Source organism: Stenotrophomonas sp. S4, assembly GCF_054187805.2.
The window spans coordinates 3,700,561-3,724,600 of sequence record NZ_CM196188.1; the positions used below are offsets into that span (position 1 = coordinate 3,700,561).

At 67.4% G+C, this 24,040-nt stretch carries 18 protein-coding genes; 7 read left to right on the forward strand and 11 right to left on the reverse strand.

Going from position 1 to position 24,040, the window contains the following annotated elements:
• Positions 1-30 precede the first annotated feature (30 nt).
• Positions 31-2,616, reverse strand: coding sequence for an ATP-dependent chaperone ClpB (gene clpB / locus ACUZUJ_RS17315; RefSeq protein WP_101765967.1), 2,586 nt, complete (start codon positions 2,614-2,616; stop codon positions 31-33).
• A 181-nt stretch (positions 2,617-2,797) separates the two neighbouring features.
• Positions 2,798-3,619: a DUF3014 domain-containing protein gene (locus ACUZUJ_RS17320; protein WP_119006703.1), complete on the reverse strand. Its 822-nt coding sequence runs from the start codon at positions 3,617-3,619 to the stop codon at positions 2,798-2,800.
• Positions 3,620-3,789: 170 nt separating this feature from the next.
• Between ACUZUJ_RS17320 and ACUZUJ_RS17325 the strand changes: the two genes are divergently transcribed.
• Positions 3,790-4,500: a glutathione S-transferase gene (locus tag ACUZUJ_RS17325; RefSeq protein WP_101765969.1), complete on the forward strand. Its 711-nt coding sequence runs from the start codon at positions 3,790-3,792 to the stop codon at positions 4,498-4,500.
• Positions 4,501-4,579: 79 nt separating this feature from the next.
• Here the strand turns inward: ACUZUJ_RS17325 and ACUZUJ_RS17330 are convergent, their stop codons facing one another.
• The 4 genes from ACUZUJ_RS17330 to ACUZUJ_RS17345 all read right to left on the reverse strand — a co-directional run bounded on the left by ACUZUJ_RS17330 (position 4,580) and on the right by ACUZUJ_RS17345 (position 10,063).
• Entirely contained in the window at positions 4,580-6,184 is a 1,605-nt protein-coding gene (locus ACUZUJ_RS17330; protein WP_101765970.1) for a SulP family inorganic anion transporter, read from the reverse strand.
• 651 nt (positions 6,185-6,835) lie between these two features.
• Entirely contained in the window at positions 6,836-8,554 is a 1,719-nt protein-coding gene (locus tag ACUZUJ_RS17335) for a thiamine pyrophosphate-dependent enzyme (protein ID WP_101765971.1), read from the reverse strand.
• Between the two features lie 132 nt (positions 8,555-8,686).
• Positions 8,687-9,544, reverse strand: a complete 858-nt coding sequence (locus ACUZUJ_RS17340; protein ID WP_458220962.1) for an SH3 domain-containing protein — start codon at positions 9,542-9,544, stop codon at positions 8,687-8,689.
• Positions 9,545-9,580: 36 nt separating this feature from the next.
• The gene (locus ACUZUJ_RS17345; RefSeq protein WP_075676432.1) at positions 9,581-10,063 is read right to left on the reverse strand and encodes a DUF3574 domain-containing protein; all 483 of its coding nucleotides are present in this window, start codon (positions 10,061-10,063) and stop codon (positions 9,581-9,583) included.
• Between the two features lie 214 nt (positions 10,064-10,277).
• On the opposite strand from ACUZUJ_RS17345, the gene ACUZUJ_RS17350 reads away from it, so the two are divergent.
• The 4 genes from ACUZUJ_RS17350 to otsA all read left to right on the forward strand — a co-directional run bounded on the left by ACUZUJ_RS17350 (position 10,278) and on the right by otsA (position 16,800).
• Positions 10,278-12,713, forward strand: coding sequence for a TonB-dependent receptor plug domain-containing protein (locus ACUZUJ_RS17350; RefSeq protein WP_458220961.1), 2,436 nt, complete (start codon positions 10,278-10,280; stop codon positions 12,711-12,713).
• 146 nt (positions 12,714-12,859) lie between these two features.
• Positions 12,860-13,618, forward strand: a complete 759-nt coding sequence (gene otsB / locus ACUZUJ_RS17355) for a trehalose-phosphatase (RefSeq protein ID WP_101765975.1) — start codon at positions 12,860-12,862, stop codon at positions 13,616-13,618.
• A gap of 39 nt (positions 13,619-13,657) precedes the next feature.
• Positions 13,658-15,439, forward strand: a complete 1,782-nt coding sequence (locus tag ACUZUJ_RS17360; protein WP_458220960.1) for a glycoside hydrolase family 15 protein — start codon at positions 13,658-13,660, stop codon at positions 15,437-15,439.
• Entirely contained in the window at positions 15,436-16,800 is a 1,365-nt protein-coding gene (gene otsA, locus ACUZUJ_RS17365) for an alpha,alpha-trehalose-phosphate synthase (UDP-forming) (RefSeq protein ID WP_014038253.1), read from the forward strand. Before ACUZUJ_RS17360 ends, otsA begins: the two co-directional genes overlap by 4 nt.
• Before the next feature lie 70 nt (positions 16,801-16,870).
• Here otsA and ACUZUJ_RS17370 read toward each other — a convergent pair whose 3' ends face one another.
• From ACUZUJ_RS17370 to rluD, 4 genes are read right to left on the reverse strand one after another with little or no spacing between them, the layout of a single operon-like run.
• Positions 16,871-17,308 (reverse strand): thiol-disulfide oxidoreductase DCC family protein, encoded by a 438-nt coding sequence (locus ACUZUJ_RS17370; protein ID WP_119006706.1) that lies wholly within the window; start codon positions 17,306-17,308, stop codon positions 16,871-16,873.
• Entirely contained in the window at positions 17,283-17,789 is a 507-nt protein-coding gene (locus tag ACUZUJ_RS17375) for a DUF4166 domain-containing protein (RefSeq protein WP_119006707.1), read from the reverse strand. The genes ACUZUJ_RS17370 and ACUZUJ_RS17375 overlap by 26 nt, the downstream gene beginning before the upstream one ends.
• Positions 17,790-17,809: 20 nt before the next feature.
• Positions 17,810-18,580 (reverse strand): peptidoglycan editing factor PgeF, encoded by a 771-nt coding sequence (pgeF, locus tag ACUZUJ_RS17380; RefSeq protein ID WP_119006708.1) that lies wholly within the window; start codon positions 18,578-18,580, stop codon positions 17,810-17,812.
• Entirely contained in the window at positions 18,580-19,569 is a 990-nt protein-coding gene (rluD, locus tag ACUZUJ_RS17385) for a 23S rRNA pseudouridine(1911/1915/1917) synthase RluD (protein ID WP_119006709.1), read from the reverse strand. The genes pgeF and rluD overlap by 1 nt, the downstream gene beginning before the upstream one ends.
• A 113-nt stretch (positions 19,570-19,682) precedes the next feature.
• Between rluD and ACUZUJ_RS17390 the strand changes: the two genes are divergently transcribed.
• Both ACUZUJ_RS17390 and ACUZUJ_RS17395 read left to right on the forward strand, forming a co-directional pair.
• The gene (locus ACUZUJ_RS17390; protein ID WP_101765979.1) at positions 19,683-20,570 is read left to right on the forward strand and encodes an outer membrane protein assembly factor BamD; all 888 of its coding nucleotides are present in this window, start codon (positions 19,683-19,685) and stop codon (positions 20,568-20,570) included.
• Between the two features lie 189 nt (positions 20,571-20,759).
• On the forward strand, positions 20,760-21,962 hold the full coding sequence (locus tag ACUZUJ_RS17395; RefSeq protein ID WP_458220959.1) for a lipase family protein: 1,203 nt from the start codon (positions 20,760-20,762) through the stop codon (positions 21,960-21,962).
• Positions 21,963-22,383: 421 nt separating this feature from the next.
• On the opposite strand, the gene ACUZUJ_RS17400 is transcribed toward ACUZUJ_RS17395, so the two are convergent.
• Positions 22,384-24,018, reverse strand: coding sequence for an NAD+ synthase (locus ACUZUJ_RS17400; RefSeq protein ID WP_458220939.1), 1,635 nt, complete (start codon positions 24,016-24,018; stop codon positions 22,384-22,386).
• Between the last annotated feature and the right edge of the window lie 22 nt (positions 24,019-24,040).

The following is a 24,040-nucleotide window of genomic DNA, read 5'->3' on the forward strand; positions in this document are numbered from 1 at the left end:
GCGCTGCGGTCAGGCAGCGCCCCGATGGACTCACGCCTTGGCGAACACCAGATGGCCACCGTCGTTGCCGACTTCGATGGTGTCGCCGTTGACGAAGGCGCCGGACAGGATCTTCTGCGCCAACGGGTTTTCCAGCTGCGCCTGGATCGCGCGCTTCAACGGGCGCGCGCCATACACCGGATCGAAGCCAACGTTGCCAAGCAGGTCGAACGCTGCGTCGGACACCATCAGCTTCAAGCCACGCTCGGCCAGGCGCTTTTCCAGGCCACGCATCTGGATGCGCGCGATCTGCTTGATCTGCTGCTTGTCCAATGGGTGGAACACCACGATGTCGTCCAGGCGGTTGATGAACTCCGGGCGGAAGTGCGCCTGCACCACGCCCATCACCGCCGCCTTCATCTGCGTGTAGGCCTCCGGACTGTCGTCGGCGCTCATGTCCTGGATCTGGTGCGAACCCAGGTTCGAGGTCATCACGATGACGGTGTTGCGGAAGTCCACGGTACGGCCCTGGCCATCGGTCAGGCGGCCGTCGTCCAGCACCTGCAGCAGGATGTTGAACACATCCGGATGCGCCTTCTCCACTTCGTCCAGCAGGATCAACGAATACGGACGGCGACGCACCGCTTCGGTCAGGTAACCGCCTTCCTCGTAGCCGACGTAGCCCGGGGGGGCACCGATCAGGCGGGCGACGCTGTGCTTCTCCATGAACTCGCTCATGTCGATGCGGATCATCGCGTCGGCACTGTCGAACAGGAACTCGGCCAGCGACTTGCACAGTTCGGTCTTGCCGACGCCGGTCGGGCCGAGGAACAGGAACGAACCGGCCGGGCGATTCGGATCGGACAGGCCAGCGCGCGAACGGCGCACGGCATCGGAGACGACCCTGATCGCTTCTTCCTGGCCGACCACGCGGTTGTGCAGCACCTCTTCCATGCGCAGCAGCTTGTCGCGCTCGCCTTCGAGCATCTTGTTGACCGGAATGCCGGTCCAGCGCGAGACGACCTCGGCGATTTCCTCGTCGGTGACCCGGTCCTGCACCAGCTTGAAGTCCTTGTGTTCGGCCTCCTGCGCAGCGGCCAGCTGCTTTTCCAGCTGCGGCAGCAGGCCGTACTGGATCTCGCTCATCTTGGCGAAATCCTGGCGGCGCTGCGCCGATTCCAGCTCCAGCTTGGCCTGCTCGACCTGCTCCTTGATCTTCGTTGCACCCTGCAGCGCGGCCTTCTCCGACTTCCAGATTTCATTGAGGTCGGAGAACTCGCGCTCCAGCGCATCGATGTCGTTCTCCAGGTCAGCCAGGCGCTGCCGCGAGGCCTCGTCCTTCTCCTTCTTCAGCATCTCGCGCTGGATCTTCAGCTGGATCACCCGGCGTTCCAGGCGGTCCAGCTCCTCCGGCTTGGAGTCGATCTCCATGCGCAGGCGCGAGGCGGCCTCGTCCATCAGGTCGATGGCCTTGTCCGGCAGCTGGCGGTCGGTGATGTAGCGGTTGGACAGCGTCGCAGCGGCAACGATGGCCGGGTCGGTGATCTCCACCCCGTGGTGCACCGCATACTTTTCCTTCAGCCCGCGCAGGATGGCGATGGTGTCCTCCACCGACGGCTCACCCACGAACACCTTCTGGAAACGGCGCTCCAGCGCAGCGTCCTTTTCGATGTACTTGCGGTACTCATCCAGCGTAGTGGCGCCCACGCAGTGCAGTTCGCCACGTGCCAGCGCCGGCTTGAGCATGTTGCCGGCATCCATCGCACCGTCGGCCTTGCCGGCGCCGACCATGGTGTGCAGCTCATCGATGAACAGGATGATCTGCCCTTCGCTCTTGGCGAGGTCGTTGAGCACGCCCTTCAGGCGTTCCTCGAATTCGCCACGGAACTTGGCGCCGGCGATCAGCGCGCCCATGTCCAGCGACAGCACGCGCTTGCCGCGCAGGCCCTCGGGCACTTCGTCGTTGATGATGCGCTGGGCCAGGCCTTCCACGATCGCGGTCTTGCCAACGCCAGGTTCGCCGATCAGCACCGGGTTGTTCTTGGTCCGGCGCTGCAGCACCTGGATGGTGCGGCGGATTTCCTCGTCACGGCCGATCACCGGATCGAGCTTGCCGCTCTCGGCACGCGCGGTCAGGTCGATGGTGTACTTCTCCAGCGCCTGCCGCTGTTCCTCGGCATTCTCCGACTGCACGTTCTCGCCGCCACGCAGCTTGTCGATCGCGGCCTGCAGGCGGGTCTTGTCGGCACCGGCGGCGCGCAACGCCATGCCCAGCGTGCCGCCGTCGTCCAGCGCCGCCAGCACGAACCACTCGCTGGCGATAAAGGCATCGCCATTCTGCTGGGCGAGCTTGTCGGTCTGGTTCAGCAGGCGCCCCAGGTCATTGCCCATCGAGACGTTGCCGGCCTGCCCGGACACCTTGGGCAGTGCGTCCAGCGCCTCGGTCAGGCGCTCGCGCAGCACCGGCACGTTCACCCCGGCCTGGGCCAGCAGCGGGCGCGTGCTGCCGCCCTGCTGGTCCAGCAGTGCGCTGAACAGGTGAACCGGTTCGATGATGCTGTTGTCGCGGCCCACGGCCAGCGACTGTGCGTCTGCCAGCGCCTGCTGGAAACGCGAGGTGAGCTTGTCCATCCGCATTGCGAATCCTCATCGGTCATCAGGGCCGGCCCGCGCCGGCGATGCTGGAAAGATGCGGTTGCCCCACCCCGTTTCAAGGGTGGCTGCGACTGCACCCCGAGGCCAGTCAGCCTGTGGCCAGCATGCCGGAACGGGTGTGGTCGGCGCGTTGATCCCGATCAGTTCCGTGCGGTGGACGGGCTCAGCGCGTGATCGCGCTGCGGATCGCCCGCATCTGCTGCTTGACCGCCCGCGCCTGCGCCGGGTCCATGCGCAGCAGGGCCTTCTGCCCGATCGAGCGTGACTGCAGGGTGGGATCGACGAATCGATAGCGGCCGCGTTCATCGCGCTGCACCAGTGGCGCCTGGGCCAGTTCCGGGGTCTCCAGCAGGTGGTCGATCACCGTGACCAGGCGGTCGTTGAAATAGCCCTCGGGCCGCCCAAGGTCGACATAGGCCTGCTGGATCAGCGGATAGAAGCGTTTGTAAGCGGTAGCCGTTGCCGCCGGGTCCAGCGCAGTGAACGCCTGCACGTAGGGCGCATAGCGCGCCGCATTGCTGGCGGCGATGCGTTCGCCACCCTCGCCCGGCTCGACCTGCAGGTTGCCCGGCAGCGGGCGCGCGGCCAACGCGGTCGGCGGCACGCTGGGCTTGTCCAGGTTGTCGACCTGGGTGACCAGGCGCTGGATCAGATGATCACGCAGCAGCAGGGTCAGCGGCCCCTCGCCCTGGAACAGCTGGCTCAATGCGCCCCAGGCCGCGGCATCGCTGTCAGCCAGCTTCGGCAGTGCCGGATCCGCCGCGGCCTCGGTATCCAGCGGATGCCTGATTGATGGTGGTGCCGGCGCGGGCTCTGCAGCTGCCGTCGGTTGTGGCGGTGTGCCGGTACTGGCGGGGGTCGATTGCACCGGCACCGAAACACCGTCTGCCAGGCTCTTCAGCTGATCGCGGAACAACCAACCACCCGCGCCACCGATCACCACCACGCCCAGCACCCAGGGCCAAACCGCCTTTCCACTCTGCATGATGCAGCACCTCGTTTCACACGCATGGAGAAGGTGTGACCCCATCGATTGCAGCCGGTTCCCCGCCTGTTCCGCTGCCGTTCGGGTTCAGGCCTGCACCAGAACCGCGCTCACGCCTGCTTTGCACTGCCCGCGCGAGGCTATAAGTTCTGTCCTGTGGAGACGCTGCCATGCAGTACGCGCTGTATTACTGGACCGGCATCCAGGGTCGTGGCGAGTTCGTGCGCCTGGCGCTGGAAGATGCCGGCGCCGACTACATCGACATGGCACGGGTGCACGGCGATGCGGTGATGCAGCCATTCCTGGATGGCAGCAGCGAGGGCCCGCAGCCCTTCGCGCCGCCGTTCCTCAAAGCGGGCCGCCAGGTCATCGCACAGGTCGCGGCCATCCTGGATTTCCTCGGCCCGTCGCTGGACCTGGTGCCGCAGGCCGCCTCACGCCGGCTGCAGGCGCTGCAACTGCAGCTGACCATCGCAGACCTGGTGGCCGAGGTGCACGACACCCACCATCCGATCGCCGCGTCGAAGTACTACGAAGAGCAGAAGACCGAAGCCAAGGCACGCGCCGCGTCCCTGCGCAGCGAACGACTGCCGAAGTTCCTGGGCTACTTCGAACACGTGCTGGCCGCCAACGGTGGACGCCATGCACTGCGCGAGCATTCGTATGTGGATCTGTCGCTGTTCCAGCTGCTGAGCGGGCTGGACTACATGTTCCCGCGCCGCATGCAGGCGCTCGGCCCCACCCTGCCCCGGCTGCGCGCGCTGCAGGAGCGGGTGGCGAAACGACCCAACATTGCCGCCTATCTGGCCTCGGCGCGGCGGTTGCCGTTCAACACCAACGGCATCTTCCGCCACTACCCCGAGCTGGATGCGGAGCGGTAGTGCCGGCCGCTGGCCGGCAACTGCACACTGCGTCCGAGGTCCATGAGCATGCCGGCCAGCGACCGGCACTACCGTGGGGTCAGCGGTTCTCACCCAGCGGCTTCACCGCCTGCTTCTGCAGTGACAGCAGGCCCAGCAGCAGCGCCAATGCCACGTAGGCACCGGCGAACTGCCAGCTGATGATGCGTGCCAGCCCGTCCAGGTCCCACGGCAGGTAGATGCCACCACGCGGATCCACCGAATGGATCAGGCCGAACAGGGTCAGACCTGCGGCCACCAGCAGGAAGCCGCAGGCACGGCGCAGGCGGCCATCGACCATCGCGGCTACCGCCGAGATCCACAGCATCGACGTGATGATGAAGCCGTTGCCGAGGGTGAAGATCACCGCCAGCTCAGGCAATCCGTGGCCATCCAGTTTGGTCAGCAGTTGCGGCAGCTGGTCCGGCGCGATCCAGCCCGGCGCCTTGATCGCCAGCAGGTACGCCACCGACGGCAGGAAACCGAACACCATCGCGCCGGTGTGGTGGCGCGGCGTGGCCTGGAAGGCCTGGGTGGTGATGTCGATGGCCACGTACACGATGATCGGTGCCAGCACCGCCAACGGCAGCCACTGCACCAGCCCGGAGATGATGCCGAGCATGCCGCCGATGCCGACGAACAGGCCGGTCAGCAGCGTGTAGCCGCTGCGGGCGCCCATGTGCTTGTACGCCGGCTGGCCGATGTACGGTGTGGTCTGCGCCACGCCGCCGCAGACACCGGCCACCAGCGTGGCCACCGCTTCCACCAGCAGGATGTCGCGGGTGCGGTAGTCATCGCCGGCCGCGCGCGCGCTTTCGGACACGTTGATGCCACCGACCACCATCAGCAGGCCGAACGGCAGCAGCAGCGGCAGGTAGGTCATCGCGGTGGGCAGGCCGTCGAGGAAGCCCAGCGTCGGCAGCGGCAGCACCACCTGCGGCGGCACCCACGCCGGCACATGGAAGCCCGGTGCGCCCAAGCCGGCCAGGCCGAGGCCGTAATACAGCACGGTGCCGAACACGAAGGCCAGCAGCACGCCCGGGCCACGCACCGGCAGCTTGCCCTTGGCGATCAGCACGTACAGCAGCAGGCCCAGCGTGGTGAAGCCGACCAGCGGCGAGCGCAGCGTTTCCAGCAGCGGCAGCAGGCCCATCAGCACCAGCGCGATGCCGGCGATGGAACCCAGCAGTGCGGCACGCGGCAGCGCGCGGGTGACCGCTTCGCCGAAGAACGACAGCACGAACTTGAGCACGCCCATGATCACCAGCGCAGCCATGCCCAGCTGCCAGGTAGCGATGCCCGCGGCATGCGGATCCATGCCCTGCTGCTTGAACGCGAGGAAGGCCGGGCCGAGCACCAGCAGGGCCATGCCGATGCTGGTGGGTGCATCCAGGCCCAGCGGCATGGCGGTGACATCATCGCGGCCGGTACGCGCGGCCAGCCGGCGCGCCATCAGGGTGTACAGCAGGTTGCCGACCAGCACGCCAAAGGCGGTGCCGGGGAACATGCGGCCGAACACCACGTCGGCGGGGAACTGGAAGATCCCGACCAGGGCCATGGCGATGAAGCCGAGGATGGAGAGGTTGTCGACGACCAGGCCGAAGAAGCCGTTGAAGTCGCCAGCGACGAACCAGCGACGCGGTGCGGCGGAAGCGGGAGCGGACATGGAAGGGGCGGTGGGGGTGGGGACCGCCGATGGTAGGCCCAGCGGGGCCAGCGCGCCAATTCCGTCGTGGAATGATGGGTTCCAGCCAACGGCGGAGCCCCTCGTGGCTGGGGCGCGAACAGCGATTTCTGGGTTGGGCCGGTCGGGATGGGCTGCGCAGGACACGCCGTAAACCCATCCCTGGGGGCTCGATGGCGCCATCCATGGCGCCAACGGTCCTGCGCAGCCCATCCCGACCGGCCCCTGACAGTTTCCTGCGCGTGCCAGCCACGGAAGAGAATCAAAAGATCAAAAAGCAAAAGCGGGTCGCTTCGCGCTGAGCCGAGCATGGCTCGGCCCTACAGAAGATCATTTCGATCGTTCTTCCGTTATCCACATATGGCGTGGATCCACCGTGTCGACCAAGGTCGACACCCACCAGTGCAATATGCCGTTCCGACAGATCGCAGGAAACTGTCGAAGGCGGGGTGGGTCCGGTTGCGGGGGTGTCCGCGGCATGGATGCCGCGGCCAAGCCCCCAGGGACGGGTTTACGGCGTCCCCCGCAACCGGATCCACCTCGCCTACCCACGCCAAACCTGCTTTTGATCTTGCTTCGGCGGTTGCCGTGGTTTCGGCGGGTGCAGGGCGCAGCCCTGCATCGACCAACCCCCTACTTTTTCAGGAAGTTGTCCACCAGCAGATGCTTCACGTCGTCGAAGCGGCCGTTCAACACGGCCTTGGCGGCGTACAGCGCCGTACCGGCCACCTGCTTCGCCTCGATCTGCGGCGGCATCACCAGCTCGGCGCGGCTGGTATGCACGTCCAGCAGCGCCGGGCCGCGCTGCACCAGGAAGTCCTGCACCGCCTCCTCCAGATCCTCGCTGCGTGTCACCGTGCGGCCGTGGAAGCCGATCACCTCGGCCAGGCGGCCGAAGTCCGGGTTCTTCAGGTCGGTGTAGTTGTCCAGAAGGCCCTCCACCTTCTGCTCCAGCTCGACGAAATTCAGCGAGCCGTTGTTGAACACCACCACCTTGATCGGCAGATTCTCCTGTACCGCCGTCAGCAGGTCGCCCAGCAGCATTGCCAGGCCACCGTCACCGGACAGCGAAATCACCTGGCGGCCGGGGAACGCCTTCTGCAGGCCGAGTGCCTGCGGCATCGCGTTGGCCATCGTGCCGTGCAGCAGGCTGGTCAGCGTGCGGCGGCGACCATTTACCCGGATATGCCGCAGCACCCACACCATCGGCGAGCCGCCGTCGGCGGTGAACAGCGCGTCGTCTGTCGCGTACTTCGACAGCAGCGCGGTCAGGTGCTGCGGGTGGATCAACTCGCCTTCGCCCGGTTGTTCTTCCTGTTCGCGCTTCTTCAGCGCCTTGTCACGGCGCTCGATGCACTCGTCCAGGAAACTGCTGTCCTCGCGCGGCGGCAGCATCGGCAGCAAGGCGTCCAGCGTCGGTGCGATGTCACCGACCACGCCCAGGTTCACCGGATGGCGGCGGCCGAGGTGGCTGCCATCACGGTCGACCTGGATGATCGTGGCCTTGTCCGGATAGAACTGGCCCCACGCGAAATCGGCGCCGAGCAGCAGCAGCGTGTCGCACTCCATCAGCGTGTGGAAGCCGGATTCGATGCCGAAGATGCCGGTCATGCCCATGTTGTAAGGGTTGTCCGGCTCGACGAAGTCCTTGGCGCGCGAGGTGTGCGCGATCGGGGCCTGCAGGCGCCGGGCCAGCTCCAGCAACTGCGGGTGTGCGCCCTGGCAACCGGCACCGGCATAGATGCCGATGCGCTTGCCCTGCCCCAGCAGCTCAGCGATGCGCTGCAGCTCGGCATCCGACGGGCGCAGCACCGGCTGGGTGTAGTGCACCGAGAACGGCACATCGTGCTTCACCTCGGCTTGGCTGATATCGGCGGGCAGGATCACCACCGCCACGCCGCGGCGGCTGATCGCGGCCTGGCAGGCCAGCGTGACCACGCGGCGCGCCTGTTCGGCGCTGTGCACCTGCTCGCAGAACACCGAACAACTGGCGTACACCGCCTTGAAGTCCACTTCCTGCGGGAATTCCATGCCCAGCTCGCTGGTCACCACTTGGCTGGCGATCAACACCATCGGCGCGCGGTTGCGGTTGCTCTCGAACACGCCGTTGATGAAATGCAGGCTGCCGGGGCCGCAGGAACCGGCGCAGGCGGTCAGCTCGCCGCTCACCAGCGAATCGGCGCCTGCAGCGAACGCTGCCACTTCCTCATGGCGCACGTGCACCCACGCGATCTCGCTGCCATGCATCGCATCGGTCACATGGTTGAGCGTATCGCCCACGATGCCGTAGCAACGGCGGACACCAGCCTGCTGCAGGGCGTCCACCACGATTTCGGCCACGCGCTTGCTCATCGGATACATCCTCGAACGGGGGAACGTCCGAGGCTAGACCCGGTGAAGTGATGCCACCGCAAAAAAAGGGGACGGAGGGAATCAAGTCGTTTGTGCCGTTAACGACTTAATTCCCTCCGTCCCCTTTTTTCTTCAATCGTTGACGTTGATCCAACCTTCCACCGCGCCCTGCTTCGGGTTGCGGTAGCGCAGCTTCACCCAGCCGTCCTGTTCATCCAGCATCTCCACGCGGTCGCCCTGCACCAGATAGCGCTTCGTGCTGGATGCGCCGGGTCGGTCGAACAGGAACAGCCGCGCGGGCACCACGGTGGCCTGCTGGCCACGCAGCGGCCCATCCGGAGGTGCGCCCAGGCCATCGGCAATCGCGCTCTCCAACACACGACCAGCGGGATCATAGGTGCGCCAGACCGCCAGCGGCCCCTGCTCGTCGGTCTGTTCCCAATGCAGGGCGGCATTCAGCGTATCGCCCAGCATCAGCACAGTCTCGCTGCGGTAGAGGTAGAGCGTTGCACCCGAAAACCGGTACTGGTCGGTGTACCACATCGGGCCGCTGCGGCAGCTGCTGGTCAGGGTGCGGCTCGGACGGTCGACGCTCAGCCCCATCAGGTCACCGCAGCTGTCCTTGCCATGGGTGTCGGCCTGCAGCGCGCGGAACCCGGCACTGGCCGGATCGAAGCGGTACACCGCCACCGCCTCGTTGACCATGCCTACCGAGGCGCGCGCGACCAGTTCCGGGTAGCCATCGAAATCGACGTCTTCCAGCGACCATTGCGAATTGCCGTCGGCGTCCGCCGCACCCGCCAGCGTCTGGCGCTTGCCCGACGGTGACAGCTGCACCACGATGCTGCCGTCCTGCTGGGGATCGGCGTGCGCCTGCACGTGAGCGGCCACCTGGAACCGCAGCGTTTCGCCGTCATCCCCACGCGCCTGCGCCGTCGGTGCCAGCACGCCTGCCAACACCAGGCCCAGCATGCATTCCCTGTAGTTCATCATCGCTCCCTGCGGCACCGCGCTGGCACCTTCACCTCAGAACGATACCTCGACCGGCTGCCGCGACCACAGCACCGATTGATGCTTGGTCTGCTGCTTCCACGCCAGGCGGATCGCCTCGATGTCTGCGCGGCGCTGCGGGGTGTCCTCGTGCAGCACCACCAGCACCTTGGTGCGCAGGCGGTTGGGCGAGGCATCGCCGCGGAACAGCCACTGGCCGTAGGCATCGAACACGGTCAGGCCATCCGGGAAGCGCGGGGTGACTTCCTTGTCCAGGAAGGTGCGCCACTGCGTCTCGCTGATGGTGTCGGCCTGCGGGCGGTTGCCGGCGCCCTGCTCTTCACCCACGCCGAAGTACAGCTCGCTGCGCACCCAGCCGTGGCCGGCGGAAGGGCGTGCGGCATCGCCCTTCAGTTCGGCGGTGGTGGCCGTGGCATAGGCGCTGGGCGCCTGCGAGGACAGGCTGGCGCAGCCACTGGTGGCCAGCAGCACGGCGAAGACGAGGCCAAGGTGTTTCATCGGTACAGCTCCGGGGAAGGGGGACAAGGCGAGCCGGCAGCGTACAGCGCCACCGGCCCGGCGTGCTGATGCCAACCGGGCATCAGCTCATGCCGGACCGGCAGGGGCTTGCATCGGCACCGGTCATCACGCGAAGATAATATATCGCTTCATCCGGATGGATGTAAGTGAAACTATCTCCCCCTTCCCCGTCGTCGTTGTTGCTGGAGCCCCCATGTCCGCCCGCCTGCCCGCGTCGCCGCTCGGCCTCGCCATCGCCCTCGCGCTTTCCTCCGCTGCCGTCCCGGCCCTGGCCCAGGACGCCACCAACCTGGACACGGTGATTGTCACCGGCACCCGTGCCGCCGACCGCACCGTGCTCGAATCCACCTCGCCGGTGGATGTGCTCAGCGCCGAGGACATCCGCAAGGCCGGCGTGGTCAATGGTGAGCTGGGCAGTGCGCTGCAGGCGTTGCTGCCGTCGTTCAACTTCCCGCGCCAGTCCAATTCCGGCGGCGCCGACCATGTGCGCGCGGCGCAGCTGCGTGGCCTGTCGCCGGACCAGGTGCTGGTGCTGGTCAATGGCAAGCGCCGCCACCACACCGCGCTGGTCAACACCGACAGCAAGATCGGCAAGGGCACCACGCCGGTCGACTTCAATTCGATCCCGGTCAGCGCGATCAAGCGCATCGAAGTGCTGCGCGACGGCGCCGGTGCCCTGTACGGCTCGGACGCCGTGGCCGGCGTGATCAACGTGATCCTCGACAACGGCGGCGACGGCGGCGAGATCGAGGCCAGCTACGGTGCCAACCACACCGACCTCAAGCCGATCGGGCGCACCCTCACCGACGGCCAGACCGGCAACATCAGCGCCAAGGTCGGCACCTCGCTGGGCGAGGACGGCGGCTTCCTGCGCGTCGGCCTGGAATACAAGCACCGCAACGGCACCAACCGCGCCGGCTTCGACCAGATTCCGCCGTGGGACCAGACGCCGGACAACCTGGCGCTGCAGGGCAAGCGCAACTATGTGCTGGGCGATGGCAAGAGCAAGGACATCAACCTGTGGCTGAACACCGAGATTCCGGTGGGCCAGACGTCGACGTTCTACGCGTTCGGCACCTTCAACCAGCGGGATACCGAAGGCGCGAACTACTTCCGCTATCCCGATGGCGATGCCAACTGGAAGCAGGTCTATCCGAACGGCTACCGGCCGATCTCCGAGGGCGAGAACCGCGACGTGCAGGCCGTGGCCGGCGTGCGCGGCCAGTGGGGTGAATGGAGCTACGACGGCAGCCTGGATTACGGCCAGAATGACTTCACCTACCGCCTGCGTGATTCGCTCAACGCCTCGCTGGGCCCGACCAGCCCGACCCGCTTCAAGACCGCCGACTACGAGTACGCGCAGACCGTGGGCAACCTCGACCTGAGCCGCGTGTTCACCCAGAGCGACAGCATCAGCCACACCCTGGGCCTGGGCGTGGAAGCGCGCCATGAGCGCTACCAGACCCGTCCCGGCGACCCGGCCAGCTACGCCGCCGGCCCCTACACCGATCGCCCGACCGGCTCGCAGGCCGGTGGTGGCCTGACGCCGCAGGATGCGGCCCGCCTGTCGCGCGACGTGGCCAGTGCCTACGCCAGCCTGTCCAGCCAGTTCGGCGAGAAGTTCTCCACTGATCTGGCCGCGCGCTACGAGCACAACGACGACTTCGGCGGTGAACTGACCGGCAAGCTCGGCCTGCGCTATGAATTCACCCCGGCGTTCGCGTTGCGCGGTGCCATCTCCAACAATTTCCGCGCGCCGTCGCTGGCGCAGATCGGTTACGAGTCCACCTCCACCGGCTACAACGCCGGCGGACAGCTGGTGCAGGGCCGCCTGCTGTCGGTCAACAATCCGATCGCACGCGGCCTCGGTGCGCAGGACCTGAAGCCGGAAAAATCGATCAACACCTCGCTGGGCTTCACCAGCCGCATCGGTGAGCACTTCGACCTGTCGCTGGACTTCTTCCAGATCGACATCGACGACCGCATCGCGCTGTCGGAGAGCATCACCGGCGATGCGCTGACCGACTACGTGGCGGCCAACTACGGCGTCAGCGGCCTGCAGAGCGCCAGCTTCTTCGTCAATGCCGCCGATACCCGCACCCGCGGCGCCGAGCTGGTGAGCAACTGGCGCCAGTCGCTGGGCGATGGCCAGCTGCTGCTGACCGGCACCTATGCGTACACCAAGACCACGCTGAAGAACGTGTTGGCCACGCCGGCGCAGCTGCGCGCGCTGAACCCGGACTACGTGCTGTTCGGCATCGAAGAGACCAACACCCTCACCGATGCCACCCCGCGTACGCGCGGCAGCTTCTCGGCCGCATGGAGCAACGACCACTGGTCGCTGAGCACCCGCGTGAACCGCTATGGCAGCGCCACCCGCGTGTTCAACTTCGGTGATGGCTACATCCCGCGCCAGACCTACCAGGCCGAATGGCAGCTGGATGCGGAAGTGGAGTACCGCATCACCCCGCGCTGGAGCGTGGCCATCGGCGGCCAGAACCTGACCGACAACTACCCGGATCGATCCAACAGCGATATCCACTACTTCGGCAACCTGCCGTACGACGTGCTGTCGCCGATCGGCAGCAACGGCGCGTACTACTACGGCCGGGTCCGCTATACGTTCTGATTCAGCTGTACGGTAGTGCCGGCCGCTGGCCGGCAACCTCGTGGTCCGCGGATGCACCCTGTGGTTGCCGGCCAGCGGCCGGCACTACCCAATCCGTAGCCTGCCCTCGACCCCACGTACACGCCCACGCTGGCAAGCTGGGCGTCATGGCTGAACCGCTCCCCCTACGTCCGCCACCGCCATTGCTGGACGACGCCTGCGCGTTGTTCCTCGATGTCGACGGCACCCTCATCGAATTCGCTGCACGCCCGGATGCCGTGCAGCTGCTGCCGGATGTGCGTGAAGCCATCGGCCGCATCAGCGACCGCCTGGAAGGTGCCGTGGCACTGGTCAGTGGTCGCCCGCTTGCACAGCTGGACCAGCTGTTCGCACCGTTGAAACTTCCCGCCGCCGGCCTTCATGGGCACGAACTGCGTGGCGAGGACGGTCGTGTGCTGCGCGACGAGCACGACGACGACACCGCCGAGTGGCTGCACGCGCTGCACCAGCAGGCGATGCGCTTTGCCCACGGCCATCCCGGCGTGCTGGTGGAAGACAAGGGCGTCGGCCTGGCGCTGCATTGGCGCGGTGCGCCGCATGCAGCAAGTGATGTGCGCGCCTTCGCCGACCGCCATGTGCGTGGCCGTGCCAGCTACCGCCTGCAACCGGGCGACCACGTGGTCGAGTTCGTTCCCGTTGGCACCGACAAGGGCCGCGCCGTGCGGCGGATGATGCAGTACCTGCCCTTCCGTGGCCGCCTGCCGGTGTTCCTCGGCGATGACCTGACCGATGAGTTCGGCTTCGACGCCGCCAACGGCCAGCATGGCTGGAGCGTGCTGGTGGGCGAACGTGAACCCAGCAAGGCGGTGTTCGCGCTGCCCGACATACGCAGCGTGCACGCCTGGCTGCGTGAGAATGCCTATTGACCCGGCCACCCCACGGCCGCAACCGAGATGTACCGCGTGATGACCCAACCCGATCTTGATCTGGGCGTGGTCGGCAACGGCAGCTTCGGCGCCCTGGTCGACAAACGTGCCCGCGTTGTCTGGAGCTGCCTGCCCACCTTCGACGGCGACCCCACCTTCTGTGCCCTGCTCGGCCCCAACCAGCAGGCCGGTGGCTACTTCGCTATCGAGCTGGAGGACTTCGCCAGCAGCGAGCAGGAGTACCTGACCAACACCGCTATCCTGCGCACAGTGCTGCGCGACGCGCACGGCGGTGAACTGGAAATCCTCGATTTCGCCCCGCGCTGGCGGCAGAACGACCGCTTCTACCGCCCGGTCAGCCTGATCCGCCAGGTGCGCCCGCTGGCCGGCAGCCCACGCATCACCGTGCGCGCACGGCCGCTGGCGGACTGGGGCGCGCGCGTGCCCGAGTCCACCTGGGGCAGCAATCACGTGCGCTGGATCCTGCCCGAGCACGTGCTGCGGCTGACCACCGATGTGCCGGTGCGCTTCATCCGCGATGGCCTGCCGTTCGTGCTCAACCATCCCATCCACCTGATCCTGGGCGTGGATGAGTCGCTCAACCGCTCGATCAGCGGCTACGTGCAGGAGGCCTTCCAGCGCACCCGCGACTACTGGCGCGAATGGGTGCGTTACCTGTCCATTCCGCTGGAATGGCAGGACGCGGTGATCCGCAGCGCGATCACCCTGAAGCTGTGCCAGTACGAGGACAGCGGCGCGATCATCGCGGCGATGACCACCTCCATTCCGGAAGCCCCCGGCAGCGTGCGCAACTGGGACTACCGCTACTGCTGGCTGCGTGATGCGGCGTTCGTGGTGCGTGCGCTGAACCGCCTCGGTGCAACGCGCACGATGGAACAGTTCCTCGGCTACATCTTCAACCTGGCAACCACCGACGGCACGCTGCAGCCGCTGTATGGCATCGGCTTCGAGGCCAAGCTGGACGAAGACGAAGTCCCCAGCCTGTCCGGCTACCGCGGCATGGGCCCGGTGCGGCGCGGCAACCTGGCCTGGGTGCAGCGCCAGCACGATGTCTACGGCAGCGTGGTGCTGGCCTCCACTCAGCTGTTCTTCGACCGCCGCCTGCAGGACCCGGGGGATGCGCACACCTTTGCCCGTCTGGAACCCTTGGGCGAACAGGCGTTCGCCCTGCACGACGTACCCGATGCCGGCCTGTGGGAGTTCCGCGGCCGCACCGAAGTGCATACCTACACCAGCGCGATGTGCTGGGCGGCGTGCGACCGCCTGTGCAAGATCGCTGTACGCCTGAAGCGCGATGACCGCGCCCATTACTGGCGCGAGCGCGCCGACACCATCCACGCGCGCATCATGGCCGAGTCCTGGAGTGAAGAGCTGGGCCACTTCACCGATACTTTCGGCGGCCATCGGCTGGACGCTTCGCTGCTGCTGCTGGCCGACATCGGCTTCATCGATGCGCTAGACGCGCGCTTCATCGCCACCGTCGAAGCCATCGGCCGCGACCTCAAGCATGGCAATTCGCTGTACCGCTATGTCGCACCAGATGACTTCGGTGAGCCAGAAACCAGCTTCACTATCTGCACCTTCTGGTACATCGATGCGCTGGCCGCCATCGGGCGCCTCGACGAGGCACGCGGGATGTTCGAACTGCTGTTGAAGCAGCGCAACCATCTGGGCCTGCTGTCGGAGGATCTGGCCTTCGACAGCGGCGAAGCCTGGGGCAACTTCCCGCAGACCTATTCGCACGTCGGCCTGATCACCGCCGCGATGCGCCTGTCGCGGTCCTGGCAGGAGGCATCGTGAGTCGTCTGGTCGTGGTTTCAAACCGCGTGGCCGTGCCGGGCGAGAACCGTGCCGGCGGCCTGGCGGTGGGCCTGCTGGCCGCGCTGAAGGAACGCGGCGGCATGTGGTTCGGCTGGAGCGGCAAGAGCGTGCGCGACGGCAGTGGCACGCTGCACACGCAGAAGGACGGCGACATCGAATTCGTCACCCTCGACCTGAGCAAGCGCGAGGTCGATGGCTACTACAACGGCTTCGCCAACCGCACGCTGTGGCCACTGCTGCACTTCCGCCTCGATCTGGTCGACTACGACCGGGGCACCCGCGAGACCTACCACAAGGTCAACGCGCTGTTCGCCGACAAGCTCGCGCCGCTGCTGCGCGAAGATGACATCGTCTGGATCCACGACTACCACCTGATCCCGCTCGGCGCGCTGCTGCGCGAGCGTGGTATCGGCTGCCGCATCGGCTTCTTCCTGCATATCCCAATGCCGTCGGCCGACCTGCTGCAGGCGATGCCTGATCACCTGCGGTTGTTCTCCGCTCTGTACGCCTACGACCTGGTCGGCTTCCAGACCCAGCGCGACGCCGATCGTTTCCAGACCTACCTGCGCCTGTTCGGCGGCGGTCGCGTGCTCGACAACGGCGAACTGGAAGCCCCAGGTGGGCGCCGTTTCCGCGCAGCGGCGTTCCCGATCGGCATCGACACCGAGCTGATCGCGCGCCAGGCCGGTACCGCCGCCACCAAGGCCGCCGTAAAGAACCTGCGCGCCAGCCTGCGTGATCGCCAGCTGGCGATCGGCGTGGACCGCCTGGATTATTCCAAGGGCCTGCCCGAGCGCTTCCTCGGCTTCGAACGGTATCTTGAGCGCCATCCCGACCAGCGCGGCTCGCTGACCTACCTGCAGATCGCCCCGGTCTCGCGCGGCGATGTCACCGAGTACCGGCAGCTGCGCAGCCAGCTGGAGCAGATCGCCGGCCACATCAACGGTGGCCACGCCGAGCCGGACTGGACGCCGCTGCGCTACGTCAACCAGAACTTCACCCATGCCACCCTCACCGGTTTCTACCGTGCGGCGGCAGTCGGCCTGGTCACGCCGCTGCGCGATGGCATGAACCTGGTGGCCAAGGAATACGTGGCCTCACAGGATCCGGAAGATCCCGGCGTGCTGGTGCTGTCACTGCTGGCCGGCGCCGCCGACGAACTGAAGCAGGCGCTGCTGGTGAACCCGCACGACCTGGACGGCGTGGCCGACGCCATCGCCACTGCGGCAACAATGTCGCTGCGCCGGCGCAAGGAACGCTGGCACGCGATGATGGAGCACCTGCGCACCTACGACATCAACCACTGGCGACGCAGCTACCTGGACGCACTGGAAGGTTGAGGAAAAAAGGGGACGGAGGGGATCAAGTCGTTTGTGCACAAGCGACTTGATCCCCTCCGTCCCCTTTTCTTCAATCCAGGAACCGCGCGGCGTGTTCCGGTGGAGGCAGATGGCAGGCGTCATGCCGTCCGAACCAGCGATAGCGATTGCGCGCCAGCGCGCGGTACGCCACGTCGCGCAGGCCGCGCGGCAGCACCTTCAGCACGGCGCTCAGGCGCCAGACGCCACCCAGCCCAGCCAGTACGCGCAGGATGGCATCGGTATCGGTCCAGGCGCCCTGTGCGTCCAGCAGCAGGAACGACATTGGGTCCTGCGGGTCAAGCCCATGCGCGCGCAGCATCGCGCTGCCCTGCTCCCCCTGCATCGCCGCAAAGCGGTAGCGCCCCTTGCGGTCGAAACGCAGCAGGAAGCGCACCCAGCGGTTGCACAGCGCGCATACGCCATCGAACACGATCACCGCGCTGCCCGCCTCGGCGGCAGCCTCACTGCGGTTCGAGCCAGCCTTCATAGCGGATCAGGGCTCCGGCCCAGGGCAGCGTCACATCGACCAGGAAAGTGTAACGCTCGCCCTGCCAGGCTTCACGGCAGCGCACACCGCCAAACCAGCGCGTCGGCAGCGGCAGCAGCCCGAAGGCCCAGACCCGCCGCACCGACCATTCGATGCCACCGTCGCGGGCCTGCAGGTCGAACTCGAAGCGCACTGCACCCAGTTGCTCGCGCAGATACCCTTCGTGCGCCCACAGCCGCGACACCATCGGCCAGCGGCCAAACCGCCGCGCCCATTGCTCGCCCTGCCCGCATGCACTGAACGCCACTTCGGTGGGCAGCGCGTCACCGTCTTTCGGCAACCGCGCCAGCGCGGCCAGCAGCGGCACCAGCCAGTGCCGCCCACGCTCGATGCGCGCCTGCCCCACGTAGCGGCAGGGCAACGGTGTGGCATGCAGCGCCTGCACCGGCGCTGCCAGGGTGGCGAAGGCCGGCCCCAGCACACGCGCGAACAGCGGCGGCGTCAGGGCGCGATCCAGGCCAGGGTCGCCATGCGCCCGGTACGACGGTCGCGCCGGTGCGAATACAGGTCCGGATCGGCCATGGTCGACACCGTGCCGCCATACACCTGCGCCGGGTCCATTCCCGCCGCCTGCAAGCGCTGCCGCGCCAGCGCGAACAGGTCCACCTTCCAGTGGCCGGCGCGGGTGGCCACGAACGCCGCCTCGGCGGCCGGATCATGGCCGACGAAGGCGTGGTAGACCTCCTCGCCGATCTCGTAGTCGGCCGGCCCGGCGGCCGGGCCCAGCCACGCGCGCAGCTGCGCCGGCGACGTCTGCATGGCGGCCACCGTGGCCTCCAGCATGCCGTCGGCCAGCCCACGCCAGCCGGCATGGGCCGCGCCCACCTCGCTGCCATTGGCCGCGGCAAACACCACGGGCAGGCAGTCGGCGGTCAGGATCGCCAGCACCACGCCCGGCACCGAGGTCACCGCGGCGTCGGCCACCGGTTCGCTGGCGCCGGCCACCGGCGGCGCGGTGAAGCGCAGCACGGTGCTGCTGTGCACCTGGCGTAGCCAGTGCGGTGCCGAGGGCAGCGCCAGCCCCTGCTGCAGCAGCTGGCGGTTGTGCTCCACGTTGGCCGGGGTATCACCATCGGCCGCGTGCCGGTTGCCCAGGTTGAACTGCGCGAACGGCGCCGGCGAAATGCCCGCACCGTGCCGGCGCGTGGTCAGCGCATGGACGCCTGCCGGCGCCGGCCAGTCCGCCTGCAGCAACGGCAGCGCGGCCGCCATCACCAGCGGTCCCGCTCGCGGGCAGCGAAGGCTTCGCTGTCTTCGCGCAGCACCTTCATCAGGTACAGCATGTCCTCCGGCACCGGCGCGGTATTGCGCACCGGCTCACCGGTGATCGGGTGCATGAACTCCAGGGTCTCGGCGTGCAGGGCCTGGCGCTTGAAGCCGCGCAGCGCGGCCACCAGCTCGTCACTCGCGCCCTTGGGCAGCTTCAGCGCGCCGCCGTACAGCGGGTCGCCGATGATCGGGTGGCGCACGTGCGCCATGTGCACGCGGATCTGGTGGGTACGGCCGGTTTCCAGGCGGCACTCCAGCGCAGTGTGCGCACGGAAGCGCTCGCGCAGGCGGTAGTGGGTCACTGCTTCCTTGCCGTCCTCGCGCACCGCCATCTTCAGGCGATCACGCGGGTGGCGGTCGATCGGGGCATCGGCGGTACCGCCCGCCACCAGCGCGCCCATCACGATGGCCAGGTACTGGCGGTGCACGTCACGGGCCGCCAGCTGCTCGACCAGCGCGGTCTGCGCTTCCAGGGTCTTGGCCACCACCATCACGCCGCTGGTGTCCTTGTCCAGGCGGTGCACGATGCCCGCGCGCGGCAGCACCGCCACCGACGGGTCGCGGAACAGCAGGGCGTTGACCAGGGTGCCGCTGTGGTTGCCGGCGCCGGGATGGACCACCAGGCCGACCGGCTTGTTGATCACCAGCACGTGCTCGTCCTCGAACAGCACGTCCAGCGGAATGTCCTCCGGCTGCGCGTCGGTCTGGGTTTCCAGCACCACATGGAGGGTCACCACCTCGCCGCCGCGCAGCGGATCGCGCGGGCGCACCTGGGCACCGTCCAGCAGGACGTCACCGGACTTGATCCACTCGGTCAGGCGTGAACGCGAGTATTCGGGGAACAGTTCGGCCACGACGGCGTCGAAACGACGGCCGGCAGCGGTGTCGGGGACGATGGCCTGGCGGGCCGATTCAGAGGGTTGTTCAGACATGGCAGGGGGCATTCTTTGAAATTTTGGGGTCCCGGCGGCCGGTTTCAGTCGCTGGACAGGACACTAGGCTATCATCGACCCTTCGTATTCCAGCCGCGTCCCGCCTCGACCCCATGATCCGACGCTCCGCCATGCTCTCCGCGCCCGTCCGCCTCACCGCCCTGCTGCTGGTGCTGGTCATCGCCGCAACCGGCTGCCATCGCGGCGCCAAGAAGGGTGATCGCCCCGATGAAGGGACGCCGGTCGAACAGCTGTACGAGAAAAGCCACAAGCTGATGCAGGGCGGCAACTGGAGCGGCGCCGAAGCCAGCTTCCGCCGCCTGGTGGCCCAGTACCCCTACGGCCCCTACACCGAGCAGGCGATGATCGAAACCGCCTACGCCCAGTACAAGGCCGGCAAGCACGATGACGCGGTGTCCAGCATCGACCGCTTCATCCGTACCTACCCGACACACCGCAACATCGCCTACCTGTACTACCTGCGCGGCCTGGCCAACTCCAACCGCAGTACGGTTTTCCTGCGCCGCGTATGGTCGCTGGACGCCAGCCGCCGCGATCTGTCCACGCCGCACCAGGCGTACTCGGACTTCAACATCGTGGTTGATCGCTACCCGAACAGCCGCTACGCCGCCGATGCGCGCCAGCGCATGCTGGAGCTGCGCGACGTGTTCGCCCAGCACGAGCTGGACAACGCCCTGTACTACATGCGCCGCGGCGCCTGGGTCTCGGCCGTGGGTCGCGCCAACTACCTGCTGGAAACCTACCCGCAGAGCGCCTTCCAGTACGACGCCGTGGCCGTGCTGGCCGATTCCTACACCCACCTGGGCAACAAGACCCTGGCCGACGACGCCCGTCGCGTCCTGCAGCTGAACCAGCCGGACCACCCGTGGCTGGAAGGCAAGTGGCCGAAGTACCCGTGGATGGTCCGCAAGCTGAACCCGTTCGCCGGCGAGAAGTCCGCCAGCACCGGCCAGCGCAACGCGCGACTGGAAAAGAAGTAAGAGAGGGCCCCGAAAGGGGCCTTTTCTTTATCGGTAGATCCACGCCATGCGTGGATGGTTCGGGCGCAGATGGACCACGACACTAGGAGTTCTACGAATCCCCGGCGGATGCGACGCCGGTCGCAGCCCGCCCGGGCGAGGCCCTCCACACTGCGGCGCAACGGCCATCCCGGCCGTCAAGGAGCGCCCATGTCCCCACTGCCCCTGCGTTTCCGGCCTCTCTCGTCCGTCCTCGCCACCGCCCTGCTGGCGCTGCCCTCGGCCCCCCTGACAGCTGCACCGGTCGCACCGGGCGACCTGCTGTCTGCCTCCCCCTATCGCGCGTCCTGGGTTCCGACCCAGGCCGCGCAGGCCTACAAGCTGCACTACCGCACCCCGGACCATCGCGGCCAGCTGGCCGAAGGCACGGGCCTGGTGTACCTGCCCGCCGGCGCGGCGCCTGCAGGCGGGTGGCCGGTGGTGTCCTGGGCACATGGCACCCAGGGCATTGCGGATCGCTGTGCGCCCTCGGTGTCCGGACCCTACCAACCCGAACGCGATGGGCGTTTCCTCGATCAGTTCCTGGCCCAGGGCTATGCCGTGGTCGCCGCGGACTACCAGGGGCTAGGAAGTCCGCGCAACCATGCCTATCTGCATGTCCGCACGGCGGCACGCAACGCCATCGATCTGGTCAAGGCCAGCCGCCAGTACCTGGGCAACGCAACGCTGTCGCCGCGCTGGGTCTCGGTCGGCCATTCGCAGGGCGGTGCCGCCGCGCTCACGGCCGGGCATCTGGCGTCCAGCTACGGTGGGCCGTCGTTGCAGTACCGTGGCAGCTTCACCACCGGCACGCCCACGGCGGTTGAATTGACCGCATTGGTGATGACGCCGGACAACCGCACCGCCAATCCTGGCGCACTCAATGCGTATCACGCGTATCTGCTCGACGGGCTGCTGCAGGTCGCACCGCAGATCGATCGCGTCCTCAGCGACACAGGCCGCGCCCGCGTGGCAGTGGCACGCGAGCAGTGCCTGGGCGAACTGGCTGCCACCCTGGACGGCGCGGATACCGGCAGCATGTTCACCGCACCGCTGACCAGCGTGCCAAGCATCTGGGCTGTGCTGTACGACTATCTCGGCGTACCGCGCCGCAGCTTCGGCCAACCGCTGATGCTCGGCCATGGCAGCGAGGATCGCGATGTGCCCTATCTGACCACCCTGCTGTATGCCGCAGGCCTGGCCCTGCGTGGCGAGCCGGTCGCGTTCCAGCGCTACCCGGTCGACCATCGCGGCACGCTGGACGCAGCAGCGGCCGATGGCCTGGCGTTCGTGCGTGCACGACTGGGGGACGGCCAGTTCGATGAAGCTGCCGAAACCGCCGGCCTCGAACAACTGCTCGACGACGTTCGGTAGATCCACGCCATGCGTGGATGCGCGATGTACGAGTTGCCGGCCAGCGGCCGGCACTACCGATCCCGGTAGATCCACGCCATGCGTGGATACGCGGTGTACGGGATTGCCGGCCAGCGGCCGGCACTACCGATCCCGGTAGATCCACGCCATGCGCGGATACGCGGTGTACGGGGTTGCCGGCCAGCGGCCGGCACTACCGATCCCGGTAGATCCACGCCATGCGTGGATACGCGGTGTACGGGGTTGCCGGCCAGCGGCCGGCACTACCGATCCCGGTAGATCCACGCCATGCGTGGATACGCGGTGTACGGGGTTGCCGGCCAGCGGCCGGCACTACCGATCCCGGTAGATCCACGCCATGCGTGGATACGCGATGTACGAGTTGCCGGCCAGCGGCCGGCACTACCTGCCAACCGCTGCCTCAGCCCTTGTAGCCGTTGCTGATCGGGTAACGACGCTCGCGGCCGAAGGCGCGGCGCGAGACCTTCGGCCCCGGCGCGGCCTGGTGCCGCTTCCACTCGCTGATGCGCACCAGCCGCAGCACGCGGTCGACCACGGCCGCGTCATAGCCGGCCGCCACGATCTCCGTGCGCGACTGCTCCTGGTCGATGTAGCGGTACAGGATGCCGTCCAGCACGTCATAGGCCGGCAGCGAGTCCTGATCCAGCTGATTCTCGCGCAGCTCGGCCGACGGCGGACGGCTGATCACCGCCGGCGGAATCACCGGCGCGCCGCCCACGGTGTTGCGCCACTTGGACAGGCCGAACACCTCGGTCTTGTACAGGTCCTTCAACGGCGCATAGCCACCGCACATGTCGCCGTAGATGGTGGCGTAGCCGACCGCGTACTCGCTTTTGTTGCCGGTGGTCAGCAGCAGGCCACCGAACTTGTTGGCCAGCGCCATCAGGATCACGCCACGGCTGCGCGACTGCAGGTTCTCTTCGGTCACGTCCGGCGCGGTGCCCTCGAACATCGGCGCCAATGCTTCCATCAGGCCCTTGAACGCCGGCTCGATCGACACCGCCTCCAGCTTCACGCCCAGCGCCTGGCACTGCTCGGCCGCCAGATCGTTGGACAGGCCAGCGGTATAGCGCGAGGGCAGGCGCACGGCGGTCACGTTCTCCGCACCCATCGCGTCCACCGCCATGGCCAGCACGATCGCCGAGTCGATGCCGCCGGACAGGCCCAGCCACACCTTCTTGAAGCCGTTCTTGCGGCAGTAATCCTGGATGCCACGGGTCACCGCGCGCCAAGCCAGCGCGTCCATGCTCTCGTCGCCGTCGTCCATCCACACGTGCGGCATGAAGCGGCGGGTTTCACCGTCGTACTCCACCACCAGCCACTGGTCGACGAAGGCGGCGGCAGCCGGGTGCACCGTGCCGTCACCGTCGGCCACCACCGAAGCGCCGTCAAACACCAGCGCATCCTGGCCACCGACCACGTTGAGATAGGCGATCGCAGCCCCGCTTTCGCGGGTACGTGCGGCCAGCACCGCGTCGCGCTGGGCGTGCTTGCCACGCTCGTACGGCGAAGCATTCGGCACCACCACCAGCTGCGCACCGGCGCGCATGGTGTCGGCCAGCGGCTCGGCAAACCACAGGTCCTCGCAGATCAGCAGGCCCACCGGAATGCCATTGACCTCGAACACGCAGCTGCCGCCGTCCGGATCGACATCGAAGTAGCGGCGCTCGTCGAACACCGCATAGTTGGGCAGCTCGCGCTTGCGGTAGGTCTGCTCGACCAGGCCGTCACGCAGCACGCTGGCGGCGTTGTAGACCACCGCGCCGGCGGCCTGCGGCCAACCGACCACGGCGGTGATGCCACGGCAGGCGGTGGCGATGCGGCCCATCGCCTGCTCGCATTCGTACAGGAAGCCCGGGCGCAGCAGCAGGTCCTCCGGCGGGTAGCCGCTCACCGCCAGCTCGGGGAACATCACCAGCTCGGCGCCGTACTCGTCGCGCGCCTGGCCGATCATCTCGATGATGCGCTCGGTGTTGCCGGCGACATCGCCGACCGGGAAGTCGAACTGCGCCATCGCGATGCGGATCGAAGCCATGGGAATCCAGCCTGTGGTTGCA